26 protein-coding genes and 5 pseudogenes are annotated in these 24,927 nt (G+C 56.3%); 17 read left to right on the forward strand and 14 right to left on the reverse strand.

The window, feature by feature from the left end:
• The first annotated feature begins 8 nt into the window (after positions 1-8).
• The 8 genes from C5F70_RS06455 (at position 9) to C5F70_RS06490 (ending at position 8,157) form a co-directional block, all read left to right on the forward strand.
• Positions 9-3,608, forward strand: a complete 3,600-nt coding sequence (locus C5F70_RS06455) for a phage tail protein (RefSeq protein ID WP_104902948.1) — start codon at positions 9-11, stop codon at positions 3,606-3,608.
• A gap of 41 nt (positions 3,609-3,649) precedes the next feature.
• On the forward strand, positions 3,650-3,931 hold the full coding sequence (locus tag C5F70_RS06460; RefSeq protein ID WP_046382996.1) for a hypothetical protein: 282 nt from the start codon (positions 3,650-3,652) through the stop codon (positions 3,929-3,931).
• 747 nt (positions 3,932-4,678) lie between these two features.
• Positions 4,679-5,545: a hypothetical protein gene (locus C5F70_RS30505; RefSeq protein WP_158683842.1), complete on the forward strand. Its 867-nt coding sequence runs from the start codon at positions 4,679-4,681 to the stop codon at positions 5,543-5,545.
• Entirely contained in the window at positions 5,545-5,925 is a 381-nt protein-coding gene (locus C5F70_RS06470; protein WP_104902951.1) for a hypothetical protein, read from the forward strand. Before C5F70_RS30505 ends, C5F70_RS06470 begins: the two co-directional genes overlap by 1 nt.
• Positions 5,903-6,115 (forward strand): hypothetical protein, encoded by a 213-nt coding sequence (locus C5F70_RS06475; RefSeq protein WP_104902952.1) that lies wholly within the window; start codon positions 5,903-5,905, stop codon positions 6,113-6,115. The genes C5F70_RS06470 and C5F70_RS06475 overlap by 23 nt, the downstream gene beginning before the upstream one ends.
• A gap of 529 nt (positions 6,116-6,644) precedes the next feature.
• Entirely contained in the window at positions 6,645-7,154 is a 510-nt protein-coding gene (locus C5F70_RS06480) for a glycoside hydrolase family 104 protein (protein ID WP_104902953.1), read from the forward strand.
• Positions 7,151-7,657 (forward strand): lysis system i-spanin subunit Rz, encoded by a 507-nt coding sequence (locus tag C5F70_RS06485; RefSeq protein WP_104902954.1) that lies wholly within the window; start codon positions 7,151-7,153, stop codon positions 7,655-7,657. Before C5F70_RS06480 ends, C5F70_RS06485 begins: the two co-directional genes overlap by 4 nt.
• An 80-nt stretch (positions 7,658-7,737) precedes the next feature.
• Complete coding sequence (locus C5F70_RS06490; protein ID WP_177410549.1) at positions 7,738-8,157, forward strand: hypothetical protein; 420 nt, start codon at positions 7,738-7,740, stop codon at positions 8,155-8,157.
• A 512-nt stretch (positions 8,158-8,669) separates the two neighbouring features.
• Here C5F70_RS06490 and C5F70_RS30970 read toward each other — a convergent pair.
• The 5 genes and pseudogenes from C5F70_RS30970 to C5F70_RS30515 all read right to left on the reverse strand — a co-directional run.
• A pseudogene (locus tag C5F70_RS30970) lies at positions 8,670-8,912 on the reverse strand (integrase); the annotation flags it as partial.
• Positions 8,913-8,985: 73 nt separating this feature from the next.
• Complete coding sequence (locus tag C5F70_RS06500; protein ID WP_104902955.1) at positions 8,986-9,171, reverse strand: hypothetical protein; 186 nt, start codon at positions 9,169-9,171, stop codon at positions 8,986-8,988.
• Positions 9,172-9,230: 59 nt separating this feature from the next.
• Positions 9,231-9,536, reverse strand: a pseudogene (locus tag C5F70_RS30975) (SAM-dependent methyltransferase); the annotation flags it as partial.
• A gap of 469 nt (positions 9,537-10,005) precedes the next feature.
• Positions 10,006-10,206, reverse strand: coding sequence for a hypothetical protein (locus tag C5F70_RS06510; protein ID WP_046383003.1), 201 nt, complete (start codon positions 10,204-10,206; stop codon positions 10,006-10,008).
• A gap of 46 nt (positions 10,207-10,252) precedes the next feature.
• Positions 10,253-10,411: a hypothetical protein gene (locus tag C5F70_RS30515; RefSeq protein WP_156179900.1), complete on the reverse strand. Its 159-nt coding sequence runs from the start codon at positions 10,409-10,411 to the stop codon at positions 10,253-10,255.
• Positions 10,412-10,449: 38 nt separating this feature from the next.
• Here C5F70_RS30515 and C5F70_RS06515 point away from each other — a divergent pair, with 38 nt between their 5' ends.
• Positions 10,450-10,842, forward strand: a complete 393-nt coding sequence (locus tag C5F70_RS06515) for a hypothetical protein (RefSeq protein ID WP_104902956.1) — start codon at positions 10,450-10,452, stop codon at positions 10,840-10,842.
• Between the two features lie 109 nt (positions 10,843-10,951).
• Here the strand turns inward: C5F70_RS06515 and C5F70_RS06520 are convergent.
• Positions 10,952-11,919: pseudogene (locus C5F70_RS06520) on the reverse strand (DNA cytosine methyltransferase); the annotation flags it as partial.
• A 52-nt stretch (positions 11,920-11,971) separates the two neighbouring features.
• Between C5F70_RS06520 and C5F70_RS06525 the strand changes: the two are divergent.
• On the forward strand, positions 11,972-12,622 hold the full coding sequence (locus C5F70_RS06525) for a hypothetical protein (RefSeq protein WP_104902957.1): 651 nt from the start codon (positions 11,972-11,974) through the stop codon (positions 12,620-12,622).
• 293 nt (positions 12,623-12,915) lie between these two features.
• Here C5F70_RS06525 and C5F70_RS06530 read toward each other — a convergent pair whose 3' ends face one another.
• Positions 12,916-13,290: a hypothetical protein gene (locus C5F70_RS06530; protein ID WP_104902958.1), complete on the reverse strand. Its 375-nt coding sequence runs from the start codon at positions 13,288-13,290 to the stop codon at positions 12,916-12,918.
• A gap of 81 nt (positions 13,291-13,371) precedes the next feature.
• The gene (locus tag C5F70_RS06535) at positions 13,372-13,776 is read right to left on the reverse strand and encodes a hypothetical protein (protein ID WP_307847780.1); all 405 of its coding nucleotides are present in this window, start codon (positions 13,774-13,776) and stop codon (positions 13,372-13,374) included.
• Positions 13,777-14,083: 307 nt separating this feature from the next.
• On the opposite strand from C5F70_RS06535, the gene C5F70_RS06540 reads away from it, so the two are divergent.
• The 4 genes from C5F70_RS06540 (at position 14,084) to C5F70_RS06555 (ending at position 15,763) form a co-directional block, all read left to right on the forward strand.
• Positions 14,084-14,422 carry a hypothetical protein gene (locus tag C5F70_RS06540; RefSeq protein WP_104902959.1) on the forward strand — a complete coding sequence of 113 codons (339 nt, stop codon included), beginning with the start codon at positions 14,084-14,086 and terminating at the stop codon, positions 14,420-14,422.
• Between the two features lie 334 nt (positions 14,423-14,756).
• Positions 14,757-14,903, forward strand: coding sequence for a hypothetical protein (locus tag C5F70_RS06545; RefSeq protein WP_226926172.1), 147 nt, complete (start codon positions 14,757-14,759; stop codon positions 14,901-14,903).
• Positions 14,904-15,009: 106 nt separating this feature from the next.
• Positions 15,010-15,324 (forward strand): hypothetical protein, encoded by a 315-nt coding sequence (locus C5F70_RS06550; RefSeq protein ID WP_104902960.1) that lies wholly within the window; start codon positions 15,010-15,012, stop codon positions 15,322-15,324.
• Between the two features lie 148 nt (positions 15,325-15,472).
• The gene (locus C5F70_RS06555; RefSeq protein ID WP_126585723.1) at positions 15,473-15,763 is read left to right on the forward strand and encodes a hypothetical protein; all 291 of its coding nucleotides are present in this window, start codon (positions 15,473-15,475) and stop codon (positions 15,761-15,763) included.
• An 87-nt stretch (positions 15,764-15,850) separates the two neighbouring features.
• Here the strand turns inward: C5F70_RS06555 and C5F70_RS06560 are convergent, their stop codons facing one another.
• Both C5F70_RS06560 and C5F70_RS06565 read right to left on the reverse strand, forming a co-directional pair.
• Positions 15,851-17,254, reverse strand: coding sequence for a surface-adhesin E family protein (locus tag C5F70_RS06560; RefSeq protein WP_126587374.1), 1,404 nt, complete (start codon positions 17,252-17,254; stop codon positions 15,851-15,853).
• A gap of 85 nt (positions 17,255-17,339) precedes the next feature.
• Positions 17,340-17,891 (reverse strand): hypothetical protein, encoded by a 552-nt coding sequence (locus C5F70_RS06565; protein WP_173677844.1) that lies wholly within the window; start codon positions 17,889-17,891, stop codon positions 17,340-17,342.
• A 109-nt stretch (positions 17,892-18,000) separates the two neighbouring features.
• Here C5F70_RS06565 and fabI point away from each other — a divergent pair.
• Positions 18,001-18,399: pseudogene (gene fabI / locus C5F70_RS06570) on the forward strand (enoyl-ACP reductase FabI); the annotation flags it as partial.
• Between the two features lie 44 nt (positions 18,400-18,443).
• Here the strand turns inward: fabI and C5F70_RS30980 are convergent.
• Positions 18,444-18,551: pseudogene (locus C5F70_RS30980) on the reverse strand (MarR family transcriptional regulator); the annotation flags it as partial.
• 586 nt (positions 18,552-19,137) lie between these two features.
• Between C5F70_RS30980 and C5F70_RS30520 the strand changes: the two are divergent.
• Positions 19,138-19,317: a hypothetical protein gene (locus C5F70_RS30520; protein ID WP_046383012.1), complete on the forward strand. Its 180-nt coding sequence runs from the start codon at positions 19,138-19,140 to the stop codon at positions 19,315-19,317.
• Positions 19,318-19,476: 159 nt separating this feature from the next.
• On the opposite strand, the gene C5F70_RS30525 is transcribed toward C5F70_RS30520, so the two are convergent.
• Together C5F70_RS30525 and C5F70_RS06585 are read right to left on the reverse strand one after the other, a co-directional pair.
• Positions 19,477-19,617: a hypothetical protein gene (locus C5F70_RS30525; protein ID WP_162231504.1), complete on the reverse strand. Its 141-nt coding sequence runs from the start codon at positions 19,615-19,617 to the stop codon at positions 19,477-19,479.
• A gap of 222 nt (positions 19,618-19,839) precedes the next feature.
• On the reverse strand, positions 19,840-20,115 hold the full coding sequence (locus C5F70_RS06585; RefSeq protein ID WP_046385245.1) for a hypothetical protein: 276 nt from the start codon (positions 20,113-20,115) through the stop codon (positions 19,840-19,842).
• A 592-nt stretch (positions 20,116-20,707) separates the two neighbouring features.
• Here C5F70_RS06585 and C5F70_RS06590 point away from each other — a divergent pair.
• On the forward strand, positions 20,708-21,166 hold the full coding sequence (locus C5F70_RS06590; RefSeq protein WP_081610141.1) for an anti-virulence regulator CigR family protein: 459 nt from the start codon (positions 20,708-20,710) through the stop codon (positions 21,164-21,166).
• A gap of 918 nt (positions 21,167-22,084) precedes the next feature.
• Here C5F70_RS06590 and C5F70_RS06605 read toward each other — a convergent pair.
• Positions 22,085-24,631 carry a cation-translocating P-type ATPase gene (locus C5F70_RS06605; protein ID WP_256588366.1) on the reverse strand — a complete coding sequence of 849 codons (2,547 nt, stop codon included), beginning with the start codon at positions 24,629-24,631 and terminating at the stop codon, positions 22,085-22,087.
• Between the last annotated feature and the right edge of the window lie 296 nt (positions 24,632-24,927).

Here is a 24,927-nt window from a genome sequence, read left to right on the forward strand (position 1 = left end):
AGGAAAGCATGGGCGCAGCACGCAAGATTGATATCCACGGCGCCAAGGGCGGCGAAGAGAAAGCAAAAACGCCAACGGAAGCCCCGGATAGCCTGCGCTCTGTTGCCATCGCCAAGATGCTGATTGCCATCGGAGAGGGTGAGTTCGAAGGCACTCCCACAGCGCGCGACATCTATCTCGACAACACCCCGCTGCAAGATCCTCAGGGCAACATGAACTTCCCTAACGTGAAGTGGGAGTGGCGCACCGGGGCTGTGGACCAGACCTATATCCAGGGCATCCCCTCGATCGAGAACGAAACCACCATCAGTACCGAGCTGCGCAGCGGCACACCATGGGTTCGGGCGATCAGTAATACCCAACTTTCCGCCGTGCGCGTCCGCTTCGCCTGGCCAGCACTTCAGTCCGTAGATGCCAGCAACAACATCAACGGCTACCGGATTCAGTACAAAGTTGAGCTCGCCACCGACGGCGGCGCCTACCAGCAGGTGCTGAGTGAGGCGGTCGACGGCAAGACCACGAGCACTTATGAGCGTACCCGCCGCATCGATTTGCCGAAGGCAACATCCGGCTGGCTTATGCGAATCACCCGACTGACCATCAACCAGAACAACAACAAAATCTCCGACACCATGCAGATCGCCGGCTTCACTGAGGTGATCGACGCCAAGATCCGCTATCCGAACACCGCGCTGCTCTACATCGAATTTTCGGCCGAGCAGTTCCGCAGCATTCCGGCGGTAACCGTCGGCTGCAAGGCTCGCAAATGGCAGGTCCCAAGCAACTACGACCCCGTGTCGCGGACATACAGTGGTATCTGGGACGGAACGCTCAAAGAGGCCTACACCAACAATCCGACCTGGGCTACATACGGCATCACCACCAATGACCGCTTCGGCCTGGGCCGTCGCATCAAGCCGTGGATGGTGGACAAGTGGGAGCTCTACCGCATCTCGCAGTACTGCGACCAACTGGTGCCGGACGGGAAGGGCGGCCAGGAGCCGCGCTTTATCTGCAACCTGAACCTGCAGAGCAAGGCTGACGCCTGGTCGCTGCTGCGCGACATATCGGCGATCTACCGGGGCATGACCTACTGGGCCCAGGGCCAGGTCTTCACCCTGTCGGATATGCCACGCGCCACTGACTTCGACTTCGCCTACACCCGGGCGAATGTGATCGACAGCAAGCTCACCTACTCGAGCTCGTCGGAGCGCACCCGGTACAGCCGCGCGCTGATCAGCTACGACAACCCGGCGAACAACTACGACACCGACGTCACTGCCGTTACGGATGCCAAGCTGCAGCGCCGCTACGGCGACAATCCGCTGGAGATCAGTGCCATCGGCTGCACCCGCGAGTCTGAGGCGCAGCGCCGCGGTAAGTGGGGGCTGCTCACCAACTCCAAGGATCGGGCCGTTACTTTCAAGGTCGGCCTCGACGGGCGCATACCGCTGCCTGGCTACGTGATCCCAATCGCCGACGAACTCCTGGCCGGTCGGCCGGTGGGCGGGCGAATCTCGGCGGTGAACGGCAAGGTCATCACACTGGACCGCGATACTCAGGCCAAGCCCGGTGACCGATTGATCCTCAACCTGCCAGACGGCAAGTGCGAGGGGCGCACCGTGCAACTGGTCAGCGGCCGGCAGGTCACCGTTACCGTGGCCTACTCTGTGGCGCCAGAACCCGAACTGGTATGGGCGCTCGATGCCGACGATCTCGCCATCCCGCTGTACCGGGTGGTGAGCGTGGCCCGGCCGGAGCCAGGCGTGTTCGAGATATCGGCCGTGCAGTACGACCCAAGCAAATTCGCGCACATCGACACCGGCGCGCGCCTGGAAGAACGCCCAATCAGCGTTGTGCCGATCACCGTCGTTCCGGCGCCGGCGAGCGTCACGCTGACGTCGAGCTACGCCGTGAACCAGGGCATCGCCATCAGCACCATGAACATTTCGTGGCCTGCAGTGAACGGCGCCGTCGCCTATGACGTGGAGTGGCGCAAGGACAGCGGCAACTGGATCAAGGTGCAGCGGACTGGTTCGACCAGTGTCGACGTCACTGGCATTTACTCGGGCGCCTACGTGGCCCGGGTTCGGTCGGTGAGCGCCTTTGAGATCTCCTCGATCTGGAAGACCTCCAATCTGACCAACCTGGAAGGGAAGGTTGGCCTGCCGCCGGCGGTGGCGTTCCTGACCACCACCAGCCTGGTCTATGGCATTGGCATCCAGTGGGGCTTCCCGCCGGGCGCTGAGGACACCCAGCGGACGGAGCTTTGGTACAGCCAGTCACCGGACCTAACCACTGCGGTGAAGCTGAGCGACTTCAGCTACCCGCAGGCCAAGCACGAGATGCAGAACATCCTGGCCGGGGCGAGCGTCTACTTCTGGGCTCGCCTGGTGGACCGTACCGGCAACGTCGGGCCGTTCTGGCCGATCCCGGGCGCCGTGAATGGCCGGGCCAGTTCTGATCAGACGGAGTACGACAAGTACTTCGCCGAGAAGATCGGCAAGGGTGCGCTGTACCAGAGCCTGCGGGAAGAGATCGACCTGATTACTGGTGATGGGCCGGGCTCGGTCAACGATCGTTTGGAGAAGGCCAAGCAGGAGCTGGAGGATCTGATCTCGGAAGTGGTCGACGCTCTGGAGTACGTCTCCACAAAGACCTACGTCAAGGGCGACATGGTCCGGGTAGGCCAGCAGTTGTTCCAGGCCACCAAGGCGGTACCGGTCAACACCACACCGCCGAACGCCAACTACTGGTTCAACCTGGGCACCATCGCCGAAACGAATGCGGCGATGGCGCTGGAAATCAGCCAGAACAAGGCGGCTATCGAAGAGGTGGACGGCAAGGTCATGGCCACCGCCGAGCGCTTAGAAGGCGTCTATGCACTGGTGAAGTCCGACTCTGCAGGCTCGGAGGAGGGTAGCGCGGGGGATGACACCGCCTCGGCCGGGGCCTGGTCGCTGATGTCCGCAATTGCTGAGCGGGATTTCGCGCAGTCGCAGCGTACAGATATTGTCGAAGCGAATGTGGCGGCGAACGCGGCAAGCATCACGACCGTGCAGACAGCCATGGCAACTGACAAAGCAGCCACTGCCGAAGAGATCAAAACCCTTAAGGCGGTCGCCGGCGATAACTCGGCAGCTATTCAGGTCGTCAGCAAAGCTCAGGCCACCACCGACGGGAAGGTTTCGTCGATGGTTACGTTCAAGGCCCAAACCACTGCTGGAGGAAAGACGGTCGCCTCCGGCTTCGCGTTTGGCTCAGATGGCGAGCAGTCGGAGTTTCTGATTTTTGCGCAGCGTTTTGCGGTAGTCGACGAGGTTAGCGGACAGCTCACTCCTATGTTTGTTGTTCAGGGGAACCAGGCAGTCCTCAATCAGGCAATTATCAGCAAGGCCTTTATCCAGGAGATCATTCTGGGGATGACGCTGAAATCAGAGACGGTCGACTCCAAGGGGCGGCCGTTACTGGAGATCAATGTTAAGGCCGGCACGTTCACGCTTCGCAGCGCCGGCACCGGTGGCTCGACACTGCTCAATAACGATGGCCTTTCGGTATACGACATCAACGAGCTTCTGCGTGTATTGGTGGGGAGGCTTTCGCCATGACTTACGGAGTAAGGACGTGGAGCGCGAATGGCGTGCTCGAAATGGATACCGACAGCTACACCTATCAGGTGCTGCACAATGCAGTCTATACGCTCGCCATGGGCGCCGTAGTTACAGCAAACATTGCCGGGTTCAACCCGGCAACATGCACAGCCGTCATACTTCCTACCCAGGCCGCAGCTAACAACTACTGCTACAGCGCTATGCCGTTTATGTCGGTAGGCGTCGGTTCGGTTGTTGTACGCTCAAAACACCCAAATGAGCCGGGCGCTATAGGATCAACAATACAGTTCAGGTTGCTTGTAATGAGGTTCAAAAATTGAATTTCGGTCTATCTGTTGTAAACGATGGAAGCTATGTACAGATAGACTCAGAGCAACCTAGGCTTTGTGCGCTGTACAGTGGAACGTATCAGGCATCCGGCAGTTCATCGGTGTCAGTGTCGTTCCCATCCGCCATAACCACGCCGGAGCCGCCGTGCGTATTCATTCAGAACAGCTCGGCTAGACCGAATGAGCTATACACGAGCATGACCATTAGCGGCGGTCCTGGTGCTTGGACTGGGTTTTCAATAACGTCCCTGAACATTAACTTCAGGCCAACAGGCAAGTGGTTTGCGGCGGTGTTCGCGTCAATCACTAAGGCCGATTACGGGCTCAGGATGTGGGGCGCAAATGGCGTGCTGATTTTCGACTCAGGGGCCGCTCCGGTGATCTTCACGAGGGCCAATAACTCATGGTCATATCAGGGGCAGGTAGTTCTAAATGCGACAGCACAGGCGTACTACTGGGCGAATGGATCTGTTGCGCCACTGCAATCTGATGAGTACTTTATGATCAATCCATTCTCGCGAGGAATTCTACAGAACCACACAAACTGGCTTACATCAGCTGTAAGGTTCAACTATTCAGAGAACAGGCTACAGGTGTTTGGGGTTAGCGCTCTCTCACCATGGACAAATATCGGCGCCCCCGGCGCTGTATTCGCCAGACTCCCCGGCACCTGATCGGGCACTCATCAATTGATCTACACCACCCGCTATGCGGGTATTTTTTCGCCTGGAGAAAACCATGGCAAGACAAGAAATTATTCTCGGTACGCCGCCTACAGGTCTCGGTGGCGACACGCCGCGCGTGGCGAGTTCGAAGATAAATGCGATGACCTTGGAGCTCTATCAGGGCATTGGCACGCCTGCCGCACCGCTGCCATTGGAGCGAGGTGGCACTGGCGGGAAGACGCAGGCAGCCGCTCAGGCAGCCTTGGGCCTGGTTCCGGTTGGGGCGACCAATGACGTCAACCCTGGCCGACTAATGACCGTGGGGTATGGCGGGGTGGGTGGGCAGTTACAGAACAGGTCAAACACTCCCGATGCAGCGTTAACCTTAATGTCGGGCGCATCATTCTCCTACGGGGGGCAGGGCGGTTCATATCCTACAGGGGCTACGGACGGCGCACTGATAAGCCTTAGCTATGAGACTACTGGATCGTTTGTTTATCAGATGCTGGGGGACTGGCGAACCGGAAATCTATATCGTCGAGGGCGGGCAGGTGGAGTGTCTGGCACCTGGGCAAAAATATATGATGATGTAAACGCCTTTGTTGATCCGGCAAGCGGCGGGTTAATGTCTAGAACTACCGTTTCAGGGTTTGATATTTTTAAATATGCAAACGGCAAGATCGAACTTATTGGCCCAATACCGACCAGCGCAACAATAGCGGCAAATAGCAATGGCTATCTTGATGTAACAATTCCAAACGTCCTTAACGTTAGCTACTTTGCAACAGTTAGCGCATCACCAGCGCCATCTATGACGTGGGACGTTGGCGGCGCAATGGGCATTTTAACCTCGGCAACAACTGTAAGAGTTTTACTTCGCAACGGCGCAACGGCGCAGACGTTCACAGGCGCAATTCAAGTTTCTGGGCGGTGGAAATAATGAAAATTAAACTTTGGCCAGACCTTGTCGAGTGGCCGCTTGAAGCGTCTGTTAATGGCGACGTTATTACCATTAATGGTGAGGCTATAGACTTGTCAGTCATCCCTGACGGTTATCGACTTCCTGGTAGTGCGGTTGGTAATAAGTTCTTCGTTGAAACTGAATACGTTGAGCGCAAGGGCAAGACCTTGTACTTCACCCTTCGACTACCTGTCGATTGGAACAGCCCCGAGGAATACCGCAATCCAGTAGAGCCAATCGTAATCGAAGCGCGCAGCGGTCCGGTAAAGTTCCCCGACACCTCGCCACCCGCGCCGCCCGTGATTGAGCTACCAGAAACTCAGGAGGAACAAGAAAATGGTGGACTGGAGCAAGCTTGAACCGGTCAAGACAGAGCAGGATCGTGCGAATGAGGTCAGCCTGGAGCGGGCCCACGCATACCTGAAGGAAACCAACTGGCATGCCTTCGCCCTGCTTGAGGATGGCACGCCCATCCCGGACGACATCAAAGAGGCACGCACAGCCGCCCGCGCAACCATCAACCGGCTGAGCCCTCTACCAGCGTCTTGAGTTTCTGCCGAACACCGCCACCCGCTATGAGCTGGTTTGTGTTTACTGGAGAGATAGCCATGTGGTGTGTATGCGTGAGATGAGGCGGCACTACTTAAGCCGCCCTTTAACTAGTTTCTAGGGGTATGGCTTAGTTATGGTTTGATGTCCCGTTTTGAAAGCGTGCTCTTGACCGGATTTAATGCAATCTTGCTGTGTGCCGGTACAAAGAACCCTGTTGCCTTCGGTTGGGCATGTAGTTTGAAAGTCCACTGCGAATGCATAGAGCGAGAGAGCTGCGCAAAAGGCGCCACCGCATACAGCAAAAAATTTAGACCGTTTTCCAGTTATGGCGTTCATATATTCACTCCAGTTATTGAGTGTTGGCTGAGGCTATATGTCTTGCAGCTAAAACTTCATATGCGCCGCTGATGAATGCATAGCTCAGTCCTCTTGAGGATAGATCACTCTGACGAGACATCCACCTTTGTATTAACTCATTGATTTTTCGCCCGCCACGAGCGGGCATTTTTTTGTCTGGAGAAAAGCAATGGCACGACTTTCCGAATCACTCGCCGGCGGCCGTAACACGTTGGCGTTCCTGGACATGCTCGCCTGGTCCGAGGGCACCAGCACATCTCCAGCCACTGCCATGGATGGCTACGACGTGATCGTCACTGGTATCGATCGAAAGCCCGAGGTGTTCAAAGACTTCACAGATCACCCGTTCGCCAAGGGGCGCGCGTCGAAGGTCATCAACAGCAAGGGGCTGACGTCCAATGCTTCCGGCCGATACCAGCAGATGCTGAAGGACTGGCCGCACTACAAGGCGCTGCTCAAGCTGCCTGACTTCAGCCCGATCAGCCAAGACCTTCTGGCGCTGCAGCACATCCGCGAGTGCAGGGCTTTGCCCGACGTGGTGGCCGGGCGGATCGAAACGGCTATCGCGAAGTGCCGGAACATCTGGGCCAGCCTGCCCGGCGCGGGATACGGGCAGCGCGAACACCGCCTGGAGGATCTGCTGAAGCAGTACCGGCTGGCGGGCGGGGTGATGTCGTGACGCCCGGGCAGATCCTGGCCGCGATCCTGCTGGCGATGGCCATCGGCTTTGGCGGCGCCTGGCAGGTGCAGGACTGGCGGATGGGCAAGAAGCTCGCCGAGCAGGCCGGCGAATTCCAGAAGGACCTCGGCCTGGTCAGTGCGGCAGCAGCCAAACAGGCGCGCGCCGAGACCGATAAGCGCCTGGCCCTGGAGCAGCAGCTCGCCGGCCAGGACCAACAACACACCAGGGAATTATCCGATGCCCAACGCAACCAGGCTGTTCTGCGCGATCGCCTTGCCACTTCTGATCTGCGGCTGTCAGTCCTTCTCGACGCCGCGGATTCAGCCAGTGGCTGCAACGTGCCTGCCACCCCCGGCGCCGTCGGCGTGGTTCATGGAGCCGCGCGCGCCCAACTTGACCCAGCGCATGCTCAACGAATTGTCGCCATCACCGGTGACGGTGACCAAGGACTGATCGCGCTACGGGCTTGCCAGGCTTATGTCAGGGGTATTTCTCAATAGTGCGAAGGAGAGCTGTGTCCTTCAAGTAATCAGCGAGGGGACCGATATATGTAAATCTAAACTGTAAATGGATGTATAGCATGCTTGTGAATATCAGCAGTTCCCCTGCAATGCCGAGCAGTCAAACCACTGCCGAAATTGGTGAGGGTGCAAAAACTGAAAGCTCTAGCGGCCTGACCGTCAGTTTCGAGAAAAGCGCTACAACCTCATCTAGTGAAGGCGTCAAGGAGGCGTCGAGCACACAGCAGTCCGACACCATCAAGGAGCTTAAGAAGCAAATTGAGAAGTTGCAAAAGCAACTTCAACAGCAGCAGCAAGCCTTGCAAAGAGCGCAGTCAAGCAACCAAAGTCCAGAAGCTAAAGCTGTTGCGGTGGCGGCGGCCCAAACGCAGATTTCAGCGACTGCAGCTGCTTTGCAGACAGTGACTTCTGCTTTATTGCAGGCAGTAACTGCTGAGGGTGGCAAAAGCACCGGATCGATGATCAGCACTACTGCTTGAGGTTGTGCTCGCCTCACATTTTGGCTGCTTCCTGGGTCGCGGCCGTATCGTTGGCAATTTATGCGGTCGCAAAGTAGAAAAGCAAAGCCCCGGAGGTTCGCGGCCCCAGGGCTTCTATTTTCGCCTACATCCCTAAATGGCTGACGAACGTAGCTGGAGACTATCAGCGGGCTTTGGATGTTTCACTACGATTATTGGCAATTGTGTTCGATCGGCAGGACGCCGGGGGAGGGGTGAAAATCATTTCCGCAACCTGATGCGTGCGCCTTGATCTGCGCGGCTTGTAGGGCATCTAAAATTGCTCAAGTGCGGAAACTATTAACGGCTAAGTTGTTGATTTATATTGTTAAGTCGGCAGTCTTGAAAACCGGCGAACGTTAATAGCGTTCCCAGGGTTCGAATCCCTGGTTTCCCGCCAAGATTTACACAAAAGCCCCGCGAAAGCGGGGCTTTTGCGTTTCTGGGGTTTGCGCAGGAAAAGGCGGTTTTTGGCAGGCGTTCCGAAACTTTGCCTATTTGGACGGTTTCGCGGTCGCCCCGATCCTCCTGTAAACCCTCTTTGTGATCTCCTGTTTGCTGTGTCCCAGCAGCAGGCTTGCATCGCCGATATCGATGATTTCCGAGGCCGCCTTCGGCCGTATGTCGCGGAACTGAAACCCTCCAATCTTGGTCGCGAGTGTCGGATCGCCTTATTCGATGGCGTTCTGCTGAGCTTTTTCCCGCGCCTTGTCCCAGCGCAAGCGCAACATAAGGTGTCCTTGCCGCGCTGGGCGGCAGAAGGTAGCCCGCCGTTTTCCGGCAGGCTTATAGAGAAGGGATTCGGGATCTCTACATCAAGGTTGCGAGATATGCCCCTGCGATGTGCCGCCGCAAATCCTGGCGCTCTTCAAGGTCGATGAGGCCAAGCCGAAGCAGGCGGTCTGTCCATCGGTCGTATTCTCGGAAGAAGCGATTCCTAGACTTGCGAGTTTGTACTGACGCAATTGCGATGACTGCTTCTGCGAAATGTTTCATGAGGCATTCCTTGTGGGGTGAGCCTCAATGGTTGATGTACAGGGGTGTCGGTTTCCCGACTATTTATCTTTCGCACCCTTCATAAATGTGATCCAGTGCGTTTTCTCGCGCTTGCCGGATTTGTGGCCAAACAGCGGCTGATCATCGGTAAGGGCAAGAATTTCGCTGACCCGGATCTGGGTTTCGTTCCACTTGAAGATCAGGAACTGGCCTGGCTTCAGAGCGCGGATGCACTCGGCGAACCCTTTGCAGAGGTCGTCGCGCCACTCATCGGTGAGGATCCCATACTTGAGCCGCAGCCAGCTTTCGCAGCCGGCGCGCACAAAGTGCGGAGGATCGAACACCACCCTGTTGAAGCTGGCGTCACCTCGTCCAGGTGTTCCAGGTCCTCGTGGGCGATCTTGAATGTTTCAATGTTCTTTACGCGGTAGAACGAGCAGTCGCAGTTCTTGCGAGCCCAGGCATCGAGCAGGTCTTCCAGCTCTTGCTTGGCATCGGCGCTTACGTTTGGGAAGTCGTCTGCCCACTCTCCGAGTTCGCTTGAACTTGCGTTGTTGGCCATGGTGTCGATCACTGCGTCTGAATCGACAAACTCAGCGGGGTCTGCATAGTGCATTTCGCCGCGCTGGCATTCGTCGCCCGGTGAAAAATCTTCGTTTTTGCTTATGAACGAGCACCAGTCTGCGGTCCAGTCTTCGCCATTGGTTGAGTAGGCGTACTCGATACCGGGTTGGGCGACTGGCAAAACAGTTTCTTCGGGCATGACTGCTCCTTGCCGCTATAGCGGCTTACTTTGAAGGGGTAGGGGGGTAGATGAAGCGAATGAGTGAGGCGTTAATTCCAGCGAACGTTGAGTTCTGAAATCTGTTGCTGCAACTGCTCTATGAGTTCAAACCAAGAATCGAAACCATTTGATTCGTCCTGCACCAAGAACAGGTAATAGCCACCAGTTTCACCGGCGCGGTCATCCAGAATTTTTATCGTCCAACCGGCATATTCGCCAGTTAAAACTGTTCCAGTACGGATGATCTGCATGTGTTCGCCGGAATCCAGTGATTGTTTGAAATGGCAGCTGCACTTTTTACATCACCTTGGAAAATGTTGGTACTGCGGCATCCTCCCTCGTTATCAAATCATGGGCATTCACGACCGTCATGCCGATAGTTGCATTTTCAGTTTCTTTATCCCCTAACATGAACTCAGTATTTTTTGGCGTAATGATTTGGGCAGATGAGGCCATGCCGCTGGCTCCTCGTGATAGGTGAGGGAATTAACTGAATGGAAATGGAAAATGGCGCTCTGGGGTTATTGAAACGTTACCGGTACTTGATACTACTGTTGATGGTTGCCGCCTCGCTGGTGAGCGCGACTGTAAGATTCGCGGGGGACTGGAGAAATTTCTGGACCGTGCTGATGCTGCAAGCCTGGTTTGGTCAAGCTGTGTTCGCTTATCTTCGTGGTGGCTGGGTTGCGATCGGGCCTGGAGGGTTCTCCAAAGACGCCTCGCCTACATCGAGGGCAGTTTTGGCCGGTGCTGCGTTTGCCATTTATCTGATCGGTTTTGGAATCGATGGCTATCCGAAGAAGGAGTCGGTTCATGACAGGCGGCCCTCCGACTGGACCATGCCTACTCGAGAAGAGATTGGACGATCCTCTGACAAAACTAGATAGCACTGCTTTGTAAGGCATGGAGAGTCCTTGCCGGGCCATGCCCGGGCGGTGGAGTGGGAGAAGAGTTCTGGTGCGAAATTTATGTGCGCGCGTTCTTCATTTCCAGTTGTTCGGCATCCTGATTGGTTGCGCTTCCGGCCGCTTTCCCGTTCGCTTGTAATGTGCCCGCCACGACAAGAAGACTTTCCCGACTCTCGTGGTCGCCATATGGGTTTGTGGTGAGAGGCGCTGAGACTATGAAGGTCTCGGTTTCAGCATCCATCCGTGTGCCGCCCGGATGCGCGCTGAGAGCAGTTGCTACCTCGGTCTGTTCACAGTTGGCGCCGCCTCCAAATGCGGTTGACTGAAGATGGCCAGCTACTGCGTGGTCAACATCACCGCCACCGTCAGTGCTTCTAAGAGTGCCGGCGGGAGCTTCCGCATGGCCTCGGCGCGGCGCAGTATCCCGGCGCATGCCTTCGCACTCAAAAAGTACCTCGGTGGGATCGAACCCGTTTCGAGCATTTGCGACAACGAACACACGACGGCGTCGTTGGGCCAGGCCGAAATATTGGGCGTCCAGGACCCGCCACGCGATTGTTCTTTTGGGGCCATACACACAACCAGCGTCCTGCCTTTCTTCCCTGAAGGCTGCAGCTCGCAGTCTTCCCCAGCAAGCACGCCAAGAAAGCATCCGAAGGCGTTCCCTTTGTCGCTGAGGACGCCGGGTACGATGACGCTGGCGGACTTTCGCTGGCCGGCGCGAACATAGTCAACTGCATCTGCAAGCTCCACGTATTTGATGGTGAGGGCGCCGCGCGGGTCGGTGAGGCCTTCGCGCATGCCGGCGACTGAGAAGGCCTGGCACGGGGTACCACCGACCAGTACGTCCGGTGCCGGGATCTTGCCGGCCAGCACCAGGGCGGCAAGCTTGGTCATGTCGCCGTGGTTCGGCACGTCGGGGTAATGGTGGGCGAGGACCGTCGAGGGGAACGGCTCAATCTCGGCGAACCAAGCGGCGCGCATGCCCCGCGGGTGCCAGGCCTGGGTAGCGGCTTCGATTCCGCTGCACACAGAGCCGTAGGTAATGTCGGACATAGGGGAGCCTCGCCGGGTATATTTGCGGAATTAGTAAAAATAGGGGGCGGGAATGTTGAACGATTACGGTAAAAGTCTTTTCAAGCCTTTGTGCTCAGTCCAAAACGTTGTTTTAGCGGCAGCGGTGATTTTTATTTTGTCTCTTCTCAACCTCAGCAGCAGCGAGCTTGCAAGCTGGGCTCAAGCACTAGGTTCGATTGCAGCGATTTGGGGGGCATTCCAAATCAGTAATCGGCAGGTCGAACGCCAGCAGTCGGAGCGAGCAGAGGAGCGTAATAGGCAAGCATCTGCTTTTTTTGCTGTAGCGAAAAATGCTGTGGATGCTGCAAACAATTTCGTGAGTTTTACGCAGCACAGTCACTCTTTTATGATTGTCAGAATGAACTGGAACTTGATGTACTCGCACTCGATAGAGTCATCATTTGATTCATTGAAATTGCTACCGGCGCACGAGCTTGGTACTTACGATCTTGTGATTGCTCACAGTGGGTTGGTGGCAAGTGTCGCTAGCATTCTAGTTCAGACGCGCAATAGCCTTGGCACTACGGCTTTACCTGAGCAGGAGTACATCTTTTTGCTGCAAGAGCTTTCAATGCGACTCAGTAATTTGAATTTCTATTGGGTAAATTTTACGGATGCCTTTGCTGCAGCCTACCCCGAACCGATAATGTCAAATGCCTCGCCGGCTGGCACGGTTCGTTGATATAGGGTATCAAAGGGGACCGGCATGGAGCCGGATCAAGGAGAAATTCGTGGGGAAGTTAAAGATAGATCGTTTGTCAATTGGAACAGGATCTAGAGCGGCGCTCTATGACCGAAAACAAAGTCCGGAAGAGCTTTTTTTAGAAGATACTGACAAAATCGATGTGTACAGGGTCACGCTCCGCGAAGGCACATACAGTCATGCTGGCGATCCGGCCCTAGAGGGTGAGTTTGATGTCACTCTTTCAGTGGGTGGCAGCTTCCAAGGCCACGTGATAACCCAGATCCCGGGTCTCACCAAAGAGGGTGAGCCGGGGTCGATAACTCTGACTCTGCAGGCTGAGCGATAGGAGGCACAATTTCTTCGCCTGGGTCCCGACTAATCTCAGTCATACTTCGATTGTGAAACGTTCGCGCCACGTTTTCGCTAATCACGATTTCGTGGCGTGGATAACTCAAGAACTCGATCAGCTCGTCGTCAGCCATCAAGTCCATCTTCATGATAGCGATCTGCAATACCTCGCTGATGACCGGCACCTTGCCGGGCATCCGAATACGCTCCATGGCCCGCTCGATACCCGGCCTGACTTTGTGCCGCAATTCCTTCTCCGCGACCGCCAAGCGCTTCTGCGCAGCCTTGACTGATCGCTCCTGTACTGATTTGGCCATGGCCTACCTCTTCTATTTCGCTGGCCGGCAGTGCGAGCCAGGTTAGTCGGTGTCTCGCGCTGACCTGTTTGTGGATTCGTTTCACGCAGCGACCTTCTGCTGATTCCAGGCGCCGACCGCTTCGAAGAACCGCGCGGCGTGAGCCTCGTCCAGCGACATCGCTTTGGGAATCGCGATCCATCCCGAGGTCACCATCTGACTTTGGTTTGCAGAATCGCGCAGTTCCTTGTAGCAATGCTCGATCACGTCTTCCAGGTGGTCGGAGAGGTAGAGCCCATCGGGCGCAATCTCCACTGACTTGCTGTACCGGTCGCCGTGGGCGTCGATGCAGAGCGCGCGGAGGTAGATAGTCCATCGATGCGGGATGCCGCAGACGGCCTGACCGATCTTCCCCGGTGCGATGTTCTTCCGCGATTTGTAGTTGATCATGCCCTGGCGGCCGCTGGCTGACGCCGCGCCACGCGAATCAGCAGTACCTTCCGGCATTTGGCTCAACTCCCACTGCATGAAAGCTGTAAGCGCTTTTGCGGCGAAGTAGTCGCGCATGCTCATGCCCAGCACCGCGCCGTATTCATTGCTGTCGCTCGGGAACGCCGGGGTGCTGTTGTCTTTGCCCATGACTCTCTCCATTCGTTGGTTCACCTGTATTCGTCAACACTCATGCCTCCCTCTGGTTGCCGATTGGCGCGGGGGCAGTGCATGCGGATATTTTCGGGAAGGGGTAAAGCTGAATGGCCTTAGGCCGATATGGTCAAAGCCATACTCATTTATTTGAAAGTTTAGGGGCTGTTGAATGTTTTCAGTAAGAAACGCAACGCTTTGCCTTACCCTGGTCAGCACCGGCTTTGCCAGTAGCTGTTTTGCGAGTCAGCCTGTTGATGCTCATCAAGTTGCAGTAACCCTCATTGCAGTGGAGCAGCTCTGCAATAAGGCAAACCCGGCCTTAAATGGCTCTTTCGAAAACGTGCTGGCCAGCGATCCTGACACGGACGAAGCAACCAAGGCCGAGGCTCGCAAAGTTAGCTCAGACCCCGCTTACAAAGGTGAGATTGAATTTATGGTGCAATCTCTCAAAAGCTCGGGTCTGGTGGTTTTGACGCAGGATCTTTGCAAAAGCTACGCAGCAAAATAGTTCGGTTCATCTTGGTGGATAGCTACTGACAGTTCGCTTTGGTGTTGCCGGGAGAGGTTATAGGCCGAGCTATATACGCCGCGATTTCGTCCGCATCGGATGTCGCTTGAATCCCTCCGAGTGTTGCCCGTCTACGCCGCGACAAAATCCGCTAAGGCTGGGGGCAAGGTGACTACCCTGCTGTCATCACAGAGGGCTGAGCGATATCCGATACACCGCGCTGGTTGATCAGCCTTCCTGGTTCGCCTCGATCATCTTTTCGATGTCGGTGGCGACCGGCTTCCTCCAGTTCTTGATCCGGCCCGGCTTCAGGTCGATGTTCAGGATCAGGGTATTGATCAAGAAGTGGGCATCAAAAGAAGCGCTTGATGCACATGATCTCGCTCCGCATATGCTTGAGGCAGCCAAGCACAACCCGACGTTCCGTGCGGGGCCGGCTACAGTGCTGTTTTTGGAGTCGGCGGTGCTTTCATCGCACTGAAGAAGGGCTGAGCTCACAACAGAAGAGCCCAGCCCCACGCAGGGCTCTTTGCATCTGGCTTTCCCAGTGCTATTTTTTCCGAATTAACCCCCACACGGAGAGTGCAATGACCCGATACTTCAAAAGTCTAGACAATGGCAAGGTTGAAGAAGTCGATGCGTTTCAGGTTCTGGCAATATTGTTCCTAGGCCCACTCTATCTTTGCTTCGCCGGCCTTTGGCGCCATTTATTGATCTGGGGTATTGCTATAGGGTTGGGGCTGTTTGCAGGCCCGCCATGGGCAGCTATACCTATTGCTGGACTGCCAATCATCTACTGTTTTTTGATACGTAAAATTGTGGCAGATGAGTATTTGAAGAAGGGCTGGGTAGAGGTGGCTGATCCAAAGCTTGCACTCGATAAAGAAGTTCCAGACGCTTAGTCTCTTGCAGATTAGTTGCTTTGAGCCCAGCCTCGCGCTGGGCTTTTTGCTTTCTGCGGCCAGGTGCTACAGTCCCGCCAAACCAAAGAGGGAACGACATGCGAAGTGTTGTAGCGGGACTGGCGGTTATTCTGCTGGCTGGGTGTTCGTGATCGGTGCGCTTCTGATCGTGACCGGTGTACTGGTACTAACGTTAATCGAGAGCAAAAAAGCGAGAGCAGAGGTCGCAGCGACCCTCGGTTCGAGCGTGGTTCGTCAGAACGCCCTAAGCCAGGAGCTCCGCGCCGAAATTGAGGAAATCAATAAACAGAATCTGCTCGAAATGGCTGCGGTATCCAAGGATCATCATTACGAGATGGAGAATCTAAGGATCATTCTTTCCATCGCTGAGCAGGATCTCGACGCGGCTCTGAAGGTCGCTTCTAAGGCTACACAGTAAGACATACAAATGCAGAGCCAGATCGACCATACCAATGCGTTGATGGCTTCTTGTGCCTGACCACCCCTCTTTTTTTAGCGCTATCGTTTAGCGAACGCTCAAAATATGAACTTCATCACCAGAGAGCGAATTGCTCTGCGTACCCCATGCGAAAAAATAGCCGTAGTCAGCCAAATAATAAAATTTTCTAACGATTGCGTGCTTGTCGCCTTGAGTCGTGCAGCCCATTTCCTTGGCTTTTCCAGTCAGTCCAGCACTGAGCTCATCGGCGTCAAGTTCGCGCTTTACAGTGCAGTCGACCGCGTAGCCTTTCCCGTCGCCCCAACGTTGCTCAGCGCCGTGCTGGCGCCCCTGAGCGGAGTAACTCAGGAGAGAGCCTATGGGCATGCGCTGCCAATCCCCGGAAAAACTCAAGCTTTTGAGTTCATAGGTGCCCACTTTCTGGTCAAACGTAGTGATGGTACTGGCGAGCACAATCAACCCCCGCCAAGTAACTCTACGTATCTCGTACGCCTCACTGCGTACATCGACAACTACTTGCCCGCTCGCTGAGTCCGTGGTGAGGAAATTCTCTTCGTACACCAACGAAGCACCACCCTTGCGGGTGGGTGTCCGGCTCGTCGCAACATAGCTGAGTTTTTTGGCTGCCGGTTGCAGATTGAGGGCGTTGATTGCAGAAAGCATTGGCGTACCAACACTATATGGGCTTGGCACAGCACGCACTTTGTAGCGCGGTTTATACGTGGGCAGTTGCTTCAGTTGTTCAGCGCCGGCGCACAGCGTCTTGAACAACAGCTTGTAATCATCGCGGGCTTGCGCAACAGTCTTGACGACTGGATTCTGCGGGGTCTCACCGTCTATCACACTGTTAAATATATCAACGTCATAACTGGCCAGCCGACGAAACTTCTGCTCGGTGCAATCGACAGCATAGTGTTCACGCTTTTGGGCAGACGGCGTGCCTTGCGAGGCATCCGTCACTATTTTTTTATTGTCATACGCCCCCCAGAACAGCGTTTCCGAGCCTTGCTGTTTGATGCTATGCCTATCAAGCATCACCCATTGGTCATCCTCTTTTACGCTGACGACTCTCCAGTCGGGCTGCGGTGTCTCAGAACAGGCGTGAATGAAACTCGGGTTACTGGTGAGCCCTGAATAAAGGGATGACGTCAGGGAGCGTGCGCCCACGTACACCCCGTTTTGCCGATTGATGTAAACCCGCGCAAAGGGAGAATCAATGTAAGCGGCACGCAGTTGTGCCACGCTGCAAGACGCCTCCAATTGCACAACGGTGCGTTCCGGTTTTGCATCTGTTTTCGGAGCGACGAGCTGGAAATTCAATCTGTCTCCGTCACGGAATACCGTATCAGCTACCACAGGTTGACCCAGAAAAACGCCATATGCCTTTACCGCACTTTTGCTCAGCGACACTGGCTGACTAACACACCCCCCGACGGCTGCCATGGAAAGCAGTAACGCAATTCGTTGCACAGGTATTCCTTAGAGAAGTTCTGGAGTAAGCGCCGTTTTTCAAGAGTCATCTCGGTGCGCGCCGTATTTTGCGCGTCGTGACCGGTCATTTCGCTACCGGTAAAACCAACTCCTTCTGCCCTTCCACCGTCACGTCATAAACCTTCTCGCTACACACCGAGAACCCCTGCAAATCAAACTCCACCAGATAGGTCTTGTTCGCTTTCGGCAGAAAGCTGCGCGACAACGGCCCGCACTTTTCCAGGCTGTACGAGGTCCCGCGATCATTGCGCCAGTTCGCAACGCCTTCCACCACCGTCAACTGATTCGCCGGCACCAACGTCTCCCGGAACGGCCGGGCACGATAGAGCCCATGGGCCAGGCCCTTGTATAACCCTCGGACAAACGCCGGCGCCTGTTGCTCCAGGGAATCGTTGTAAACAACCCCCACGCTGCTCAAATTCCCCTCGGGCCCAGCGCTGAAGCTCACCTGCGATTCGGTGCTGAGCATTCTGAAAATAACCTTCGCATGGTGGTCGTCTGCCGTCAGTACGACCGGCTTGGGTTTGGCCGGCGGCAGGCCTTTATGAGAAGAACAACCCGCACCAAAAACAGCCACCAGGCACAACGGAAAGACCCAAGCAAAGGAACGACCCATAGATAAATTCAAACCCTGTTAAATGCCATGATGGTTAAGTGCGAGATAGCTTAATGCCATCACTTGAAAAAGTATCTCCCCAACCGCCCATGGGCCTCGTAATATTCCCGGTCGGGAGCTGATGAAGGGCCGCAATGGCAGCCTGTTGACCCTGTCTTACCTGGGCGCAGAACGCACCATGCCCAACTACAACGTGATGGGCATGGCCAAGGCTTCGCTGGAGGCTGGCGTACGGTATCTGGCCGGCTCGTTGAGCCCCGAAGGCACGCGGGTTAACGCGGTGTCTGCCGGGCCGATTCGCACCCTCGCCGCTTCCGGCATCTAGAATTTCCTCAAGACGCTGGTGGCCAACGAGGCGCAAACGCCGTTGCGCCGTAACGTCACCATTGAAGAGGTCGGCAATGCCGGCGCCTTCCTGTGCTCGGGCCTGGAGTCGGGAATCAGCGGGGAAATCATGTACGTGGACGGCGGCTTTAACACCACAGCCATGGGCAATCTCGACGAGTGATCGTCAGGCCGTAACAGTGCCCCATTTACTGGGGCGCTGTTGCGTCAAACCCCTTGCCGCACAAAACACTGCTCCACCACCGACTTGCACCACTGCTGTCCTTCCTGCTCCGACTCCAGCACAAAGCCCACGTTTTGATACAGCTTATGGGCGGCGACCACTGGTTCAGATATGACGATAAAGGTACCAGTAGTACTCGGTTCGCACATACGGCCCGCGAGGCTCTGCCTTACCTGAGCGGTGAAGCATTGGCCCACTGGGCCAAAGGGCCTCTCCCGGACACCAAAAGCTCGTAAACGCTTCACCGCTACCGTCAACAAGGGCGTCTTGCTCGCGCCATGGCCTAAGATGATTTCGTCAAGATGTGTCTACTGTACGGTTACTTTTAACGCACGGCTTAGCGGTGTTGGTGGATTTTAGTGCTCACCCTCTCCACGGAATTGCTGTAGCGGTCGCCCCGGGCGTCGATGCACATGGCGCTCAGGTAGATCGGCCTGGCCAATTTTCCCCGGCGCGACGCTCTTCAGCGACGTGTAATTGATCATGCCCTGGCGGCCGCTCGGGCCGATGTTTATTCGCGGGCACGGCTGAATCATTGGGCTGATTTGCAGTCAAAAAATTAACCCTCTCAAGCAATTAGGACGTTCAAGATGAAGCGCGCAGCAATAACCCTTTTGGCCATTTCTGGTCTTATTCTGCTTGGTGGTTGCGTGCCTATCTGGGACGACGGAGGACGGTATGGGCATGATCGTTACAGAGGGGATGATCATGGGCGCAGATACGACCAGGGCTACGATGACCAAGGTCGGGGCCGTGGGTATGATCGCCGATACGATGATCGCGGGTATGATCGTTATCACGGTCGAGATCGTGATGATCGGGATGACTGATTCCTTGAGTATCAGTGGCGGCCTATAGCGTTATAGGCCGCGAATTCGTCCGCATCGGATGTCGCTTGAATCCCTTCGAGTGTTGCCCGTCTACGCCGCGACAAAATCCGCTAAGGCCAGGGGCAAGGCAACCACCCTGCTGTCATCACAGAGGGCTGAGCGATATCCGATACACCGCGCTGGTTGATCAGTTTTCCTGGTTCGCCTCGATCATCTTTTCGATGTCGGTGGCGACCGGCTTCCTCCAGTTCTTGATCCGGCCTGGCTTCAGGTCGATGTTCAGGATCAGGTAGTCACCGTAATGCTGGGCGGGGAAGAGGTCCGGCACGTAGCCTTCATCGCACCCACGAACCTCGGCCACCTCGCAATAAGTCGCAGATAGCGAAACGCCCGCTCAGGGGTGGGATACGCATTCAGGTCGGGGAGGGCATCAATCGTCATGCTTGCGGCTCCAGGGGAGGGAGAAGCCAGAAGCGCAGCACAAGCAAGGGCGCGCGATCAGCCTTCGAGTCCCGCAATCCTCGCGTGACCCGAAGGGTGTTAAGCGCGCTTAGATGCGGATGATCTGGGTGATGTGCGGCTTACCTTTGAGGGGGGCGTAGATTTCTACGATTGCTGCCCAGATTGCTGGCGAACCAGGCTGCTGTGCTTTGGCGTGATAGCGATAGTTTGTGCCGGCGACGACCTGGGTCGCAACCGTCTCAGGGGTGTATTGCACCCCCACAAAGCCTTCCAAGGCTTCTTTGAATACAGCGTGGTCCTTTGGAGTCAGTTCGTGGTAAGCAGTCCATCCGCCAACACCAACGTAGTTTTCTTGAGCTGACATACTATAAATCTCCATATTTAAGTTCCTACTCGTTTGGCTTTTCGGAGTTCGCCCCGTTTATTGAATGGTTTCCGGAATCCATTTCCTGAGGGTGCTCCTGGGCAACGACTGTTGGTCGCAAAACAGATTCCTGGGAAGGCACCAATGCTTAACGCTTTGGTCGGGCAGGGTCAGCCATAGGCGCGCGTGCATGCCTGAGCATTTGGCTATGGAGGATGGGGTGGCGGTCACCAGCTTCAGATCCTCTTCCCTGATAGAAACAATTCACCAATGAGTGATGATTGCCAGACGTCCACGTCTTGTCCAAGGTGGCTCTGCGCATGAGGCATGCCGCTTGATGGCTTTAAGCTATCAAATACAAGGGGAATGTATGTACGTGTTTGGCAGTGCTGGGTGTAAGGCATCGACGATTGGTGAATTCGAAAGCAGCACCTGATCCCGCAATTTTTTAACCTGGAGGGTGCCTAATCGGCGGTTATTGTTGGGTGCCACGCTCCGTTAACAGATGCAGCGAGTGGGATGGGTATTACGGAACTAAAACCTTCAATACCGTCTACATTTCAGGGAGCATTCCCTTCCGGAGAAGACAGTCATGTTTAGATCACGCACGCTTGTAGCTGCTATCTGCCTTACTTTGGCCGTTGGCTCGGTGGCTGCACTCGCAGACCCTGGCAATGGGAAAGGTCAAGGCAATGGAAAAGGCAACTCACAAGGTGGTCAGGGTCATGGCAACCAGGGTAATAAGGGGAAAGGTCCCAGCGGAGACGATTGGTCTCGCGGACCAAGCATTGACCGAGGCAGCGTATTGGGAGTGCTCGGCGGCTACCGTGACTACTGGAGCCCAGGCCCTTCACTGCCACCCGGAATACAAAAGAACCTCGCCAGAGGGAAGCCTCTTCCTCCAGGCATCGCCAAGAAACTTGATGGTCGATTGCTGGGCAGACTTCCACATTACGACGGCTACGAATGGCAGCAGGCAGGCACGGACTTGATACTGGTCGCAATTGCTTCCGGCATAATCTACGAAGTCCTCAACGGCGCCTTCGATTAAGGCGATAACGCTTCGACGATCTATGCCAAACGCCCGCCGCCACGCGGGCGTTGTTGTATCCGCGCTAAACGCGACCATGAGCAATCGCAAGGTCGGCTGTCTCAGGGGCTGATCGTAGGCTTGCTTCACGGCTACGCCAATGCACAAACACACCAAATCCATGACAGCCAAACAATCCGGCGGGTGCAATCGAACGTGTCTATCGGGAAAGATCAAGGCACATCACAACCATTCCGATTTCGGCCATGTCGGTACTGAAAGGGATTTCGCCCAGCGCCCTGAACAATTTAGGGCCAAAGGAAAAAATGCCCAGAAGAGTTGGGTGTCAGCCTGCGCCAAAAAAGCAAAGCCCCGGAGGTTCGCGGCTCCAGGGCTTCTATTTTCGCCTCCATCCCTAAACGGCTGGCGAACGTGGTCGCAGATTATCAGCGGCCCCCGGATGTTTCACTACGACTATTGGCGATAGTGTTCGATCGGCAGCACGCGGGGGAGGGCGGAATGATTTCCGCAACCTTATGCGCCCCATGATCGGCGCGGGCTCCAACGCATTCAAAAATGCCTTGGTGCGGTAATTATTAGAATCTAACGTATTGTTTTAAAAAGTTACTTTGGATTCCTGGAAGCCAGTGAGCGTTACTGGCGATTCCAGGGTTCGAATCCTGACGCACACCTTTTATGAAGGCGTTGACCCGAGTAAGAGGTTCGCCAACGTGACGAGTCCACTCGCCGCGTTACCTGATAATGTTCGAGGGGCGGAGATTACTCTCACGGGCGAAGGGCCCGATGCTGCGCTGCTGATCCGGTTTGCTTTTCCAAAGCTGGGAGCCAATCTAAGCGATTAACTGCTGAACAAACCTCGCCTGGGTTGCGACATGTGCAGCCCCTGGCGAACTCGGGGATCAGCACGAAAGGCTTCGCTCAGTCGCTATGCCCGCTCCTCAATCGTATTAGCCATTTCACGACTTCGAACCACATTACGCTCAGCGCGACGATGCCAAATGCGAAAAGTAGCAGTACTGGCGCGGGTGTCACGAATGAGAACAGCTGGGTAACCGGCGGAAAAAACAGCGCTATCGCCAACATGGCCAACGTTGCGAAAGCGATCCAACTGAGCTGGGTGCCAAACGCGCCAGGCCCCACCCAGCGCGTGCGGCCCCATGACTTATTGGTATGGATCAGGGCGAGGTTGGCCAGCGCCAGGACGACGAAGGTCAGTGTTCTCGCCAGCTCATCTCGCTCAGACGCAACCGGCGCAAAGAACCTCATACTTGCATACGTCGCGAGAAGCAGTATCAGTAAGCCAATGCCCTGGCAGAGGCCGCGTATCATCACTGCGCTGTCGAACAACCGTTGCTCCTTTCGACGAGGAGGAGCCTTCATCGCATCCGGCTCAAGCGGTTCGGCCTCGAACACGACCGAGCAGGCGGGGTCGATGATCAGTTGCAAGAACAAAATGTGCGCCGGCATCAGCACCATCGGCCAGCCGAAAAGCACTGGAAGCATCGATAGGCCGACGATCGGCACGTGTACGGCCACCACAAACACAATCGCCTTGCGCAAGTTGGCGAAAATGCGGCGGCCATAGCGCACGGCGGTCACCAACGACTCGAAATCATCATTGAGCAAAACCAGCGCGGCCGCCTCGCGTGCGACCTCGGTGCCACGCGCACCCATCGCAACGCCAATATCGGCTGCCTTCAGCGCAGGCGCGTCGTTGACACCGTCGCCGGTCATGGCGACGACATCACCCTGTGCACGGAACGCGCGTACCAGGCGCAGTTTCTGCTCTGGCTGAACACGGCAGAAGATCTGCGTGGTGATCAGTCGTGCGGCCAGTTCAGAATCGTTCAGCGTGGACAGTTCGGTTCCCGTGATCACCGGCGCATCAGTGCCCAGCCCGGCCTGCCTGGCGACCGACATCGCTGTGGCCGGGTGGTCGCCCGTCATCATCACCACACGGATGCCGGCGGCTCGGCACTCGGCAATAGCCTGCGGCACATCTGGACGAATCGGATCTTCGAGCCCGACCAATCCTAGAAACCTGAAGTCGAAGTCGTGCTGTAAACCGGGCAATACCTCGGCGGCGAAGGTCGCCTGTGCGACGCCGAGAACGCGAAGCCCGTCTGCCGCCATCGCCATCGCCAGCACCTGAGCCGCAATGCGCGCGCTGCGAACGGGATCCATATGGCACAAATCGACGATTGCCTCGGGCGCTCCCTTTGCGGCAATGAGTCGCTCTCGTTGATTCGGCGATTGCCAGACCCGCGACATTGCCAGCATCTGGGGTGACAAGGGATAGTCGTCGATCAGCGTCCAGTCGGCGTGGAGGTGCTCGGTGAGCGCGAGCAGGCTCTGCCCGGTCTCGCCGATGGCCGACTCCATCGGGTCGAAAGCATGGCGGTGGCTGGCGAGAACCGCGTACTCAAGCACACCATGGAGTGCCTCCTGCAAAGGCATGCCGCCGTCAGTACCGTCCCTGGCGACTTCATACTCAGCCTCCTCGGACCAAAGGCGCCTGACCGTCATTCTGTTAGCCGTCAGCGTACCGGTCTTGTCGACGCATAAGACAGTGGTCGCACCGAGCAATTCGACGGCAGGGATGCTACGCGCTAACACCTTCTCACGGGCGAGTCGCCAGGCGCCGAGGCCTAGAAAGAGCGTCAGTACAACCGGCAACTCCTCCGGTAGGATTGCCATCGCCAGCGTCAGGCCCGCCAGCATCCCATGCAGCCAGTCACCGCGCAGCAGCCCGAAAGCGATAGCGAGCGCCGCCGCCAGCGCCAGGCCTATGACAGCGACCCGCTTGACCACACGACGCGTTTGCTGTTGTGTCGGGGTGGGTTCCACCTCGATGTCTGCCAGTGACTGGCCAATCCGGCCCAGCGCACTGCGCTCGCCTGTGGCGGTGACACGTCCCTGGGCGGTGCCGCACGTGACCAATGTGCCTGAAAATGCCTGCGCAAGGGTCGCATCCATTGGCGGCGGCGCTGGATCACCAAGTGTATGAGACTGCGGCGCGACCAGCTTGCTGACTGGCATGGATTCTCCGGTCAGCAAGGACTCATCGATTGATAGGTTGGCGCATGTTGTCAGTTGCAGGTCAGCGGGTACGCGATCGCCTTCAGCCAGCATCACAACATCGCCAACGACCAGGTCCCGCGCGGGAACGCTGCACTCCTTACCTTGCCTTAGCACTTTAGCCCTTGGGCTGGAGAGGTCCCGCAACGCATTCAGGGAGCGTTCACTGCGCCGCTGTTGGACAAAGCTGATGCTCATCACGACGAAGACAAAGCCCAGCAACATCAGGGCTTCCTGGACATCGCCCAGCACCATATACAAAGCGCCGCACGCGACCAGCAGGAGAAACATCGGCTCGAAGACTACGTCACACATCAGGCGCAAGGCGCTGCGTCGGCGGGAGGCGGGGAGTTCGTTCGGCCCGTCCTGCGCCAGACGTTGCTGCACCTCTGCCTCGCACAAACCCTCAAGCGGCGTCTGCGAACCTGAATGAGGTAGCTCAGCGTTCACAACGCGGCCGTTATGAGTGGGTGATCGTGATTCAAATCAAGGGGGGGCAATGGGGCAATGTGTGTCATCAGGTTCTGTACCCCCATGGCGCTGCGATACCTGCAGGCTGGCTCTATAGCGATGTGATGTCTTGCCTCGAGGCTTGTAGTCGTATCGACCTCGAGGCATGCGTCTAAGACCATCATGTAATCCGTCCTACAGGTACGCTAGCACAACGTTGCTTTAAATATTGC

Source organism: Pseudomonas sp. LH1G9 (assembly GCF_002949975.1).
Lineage (GTDB): Bacteria > Pseudomonadota > Gammaproteobacteria > Pseudomonadales > Pseudomonadaceae > Aquipseudomonas > Aquipseudomonas veronii.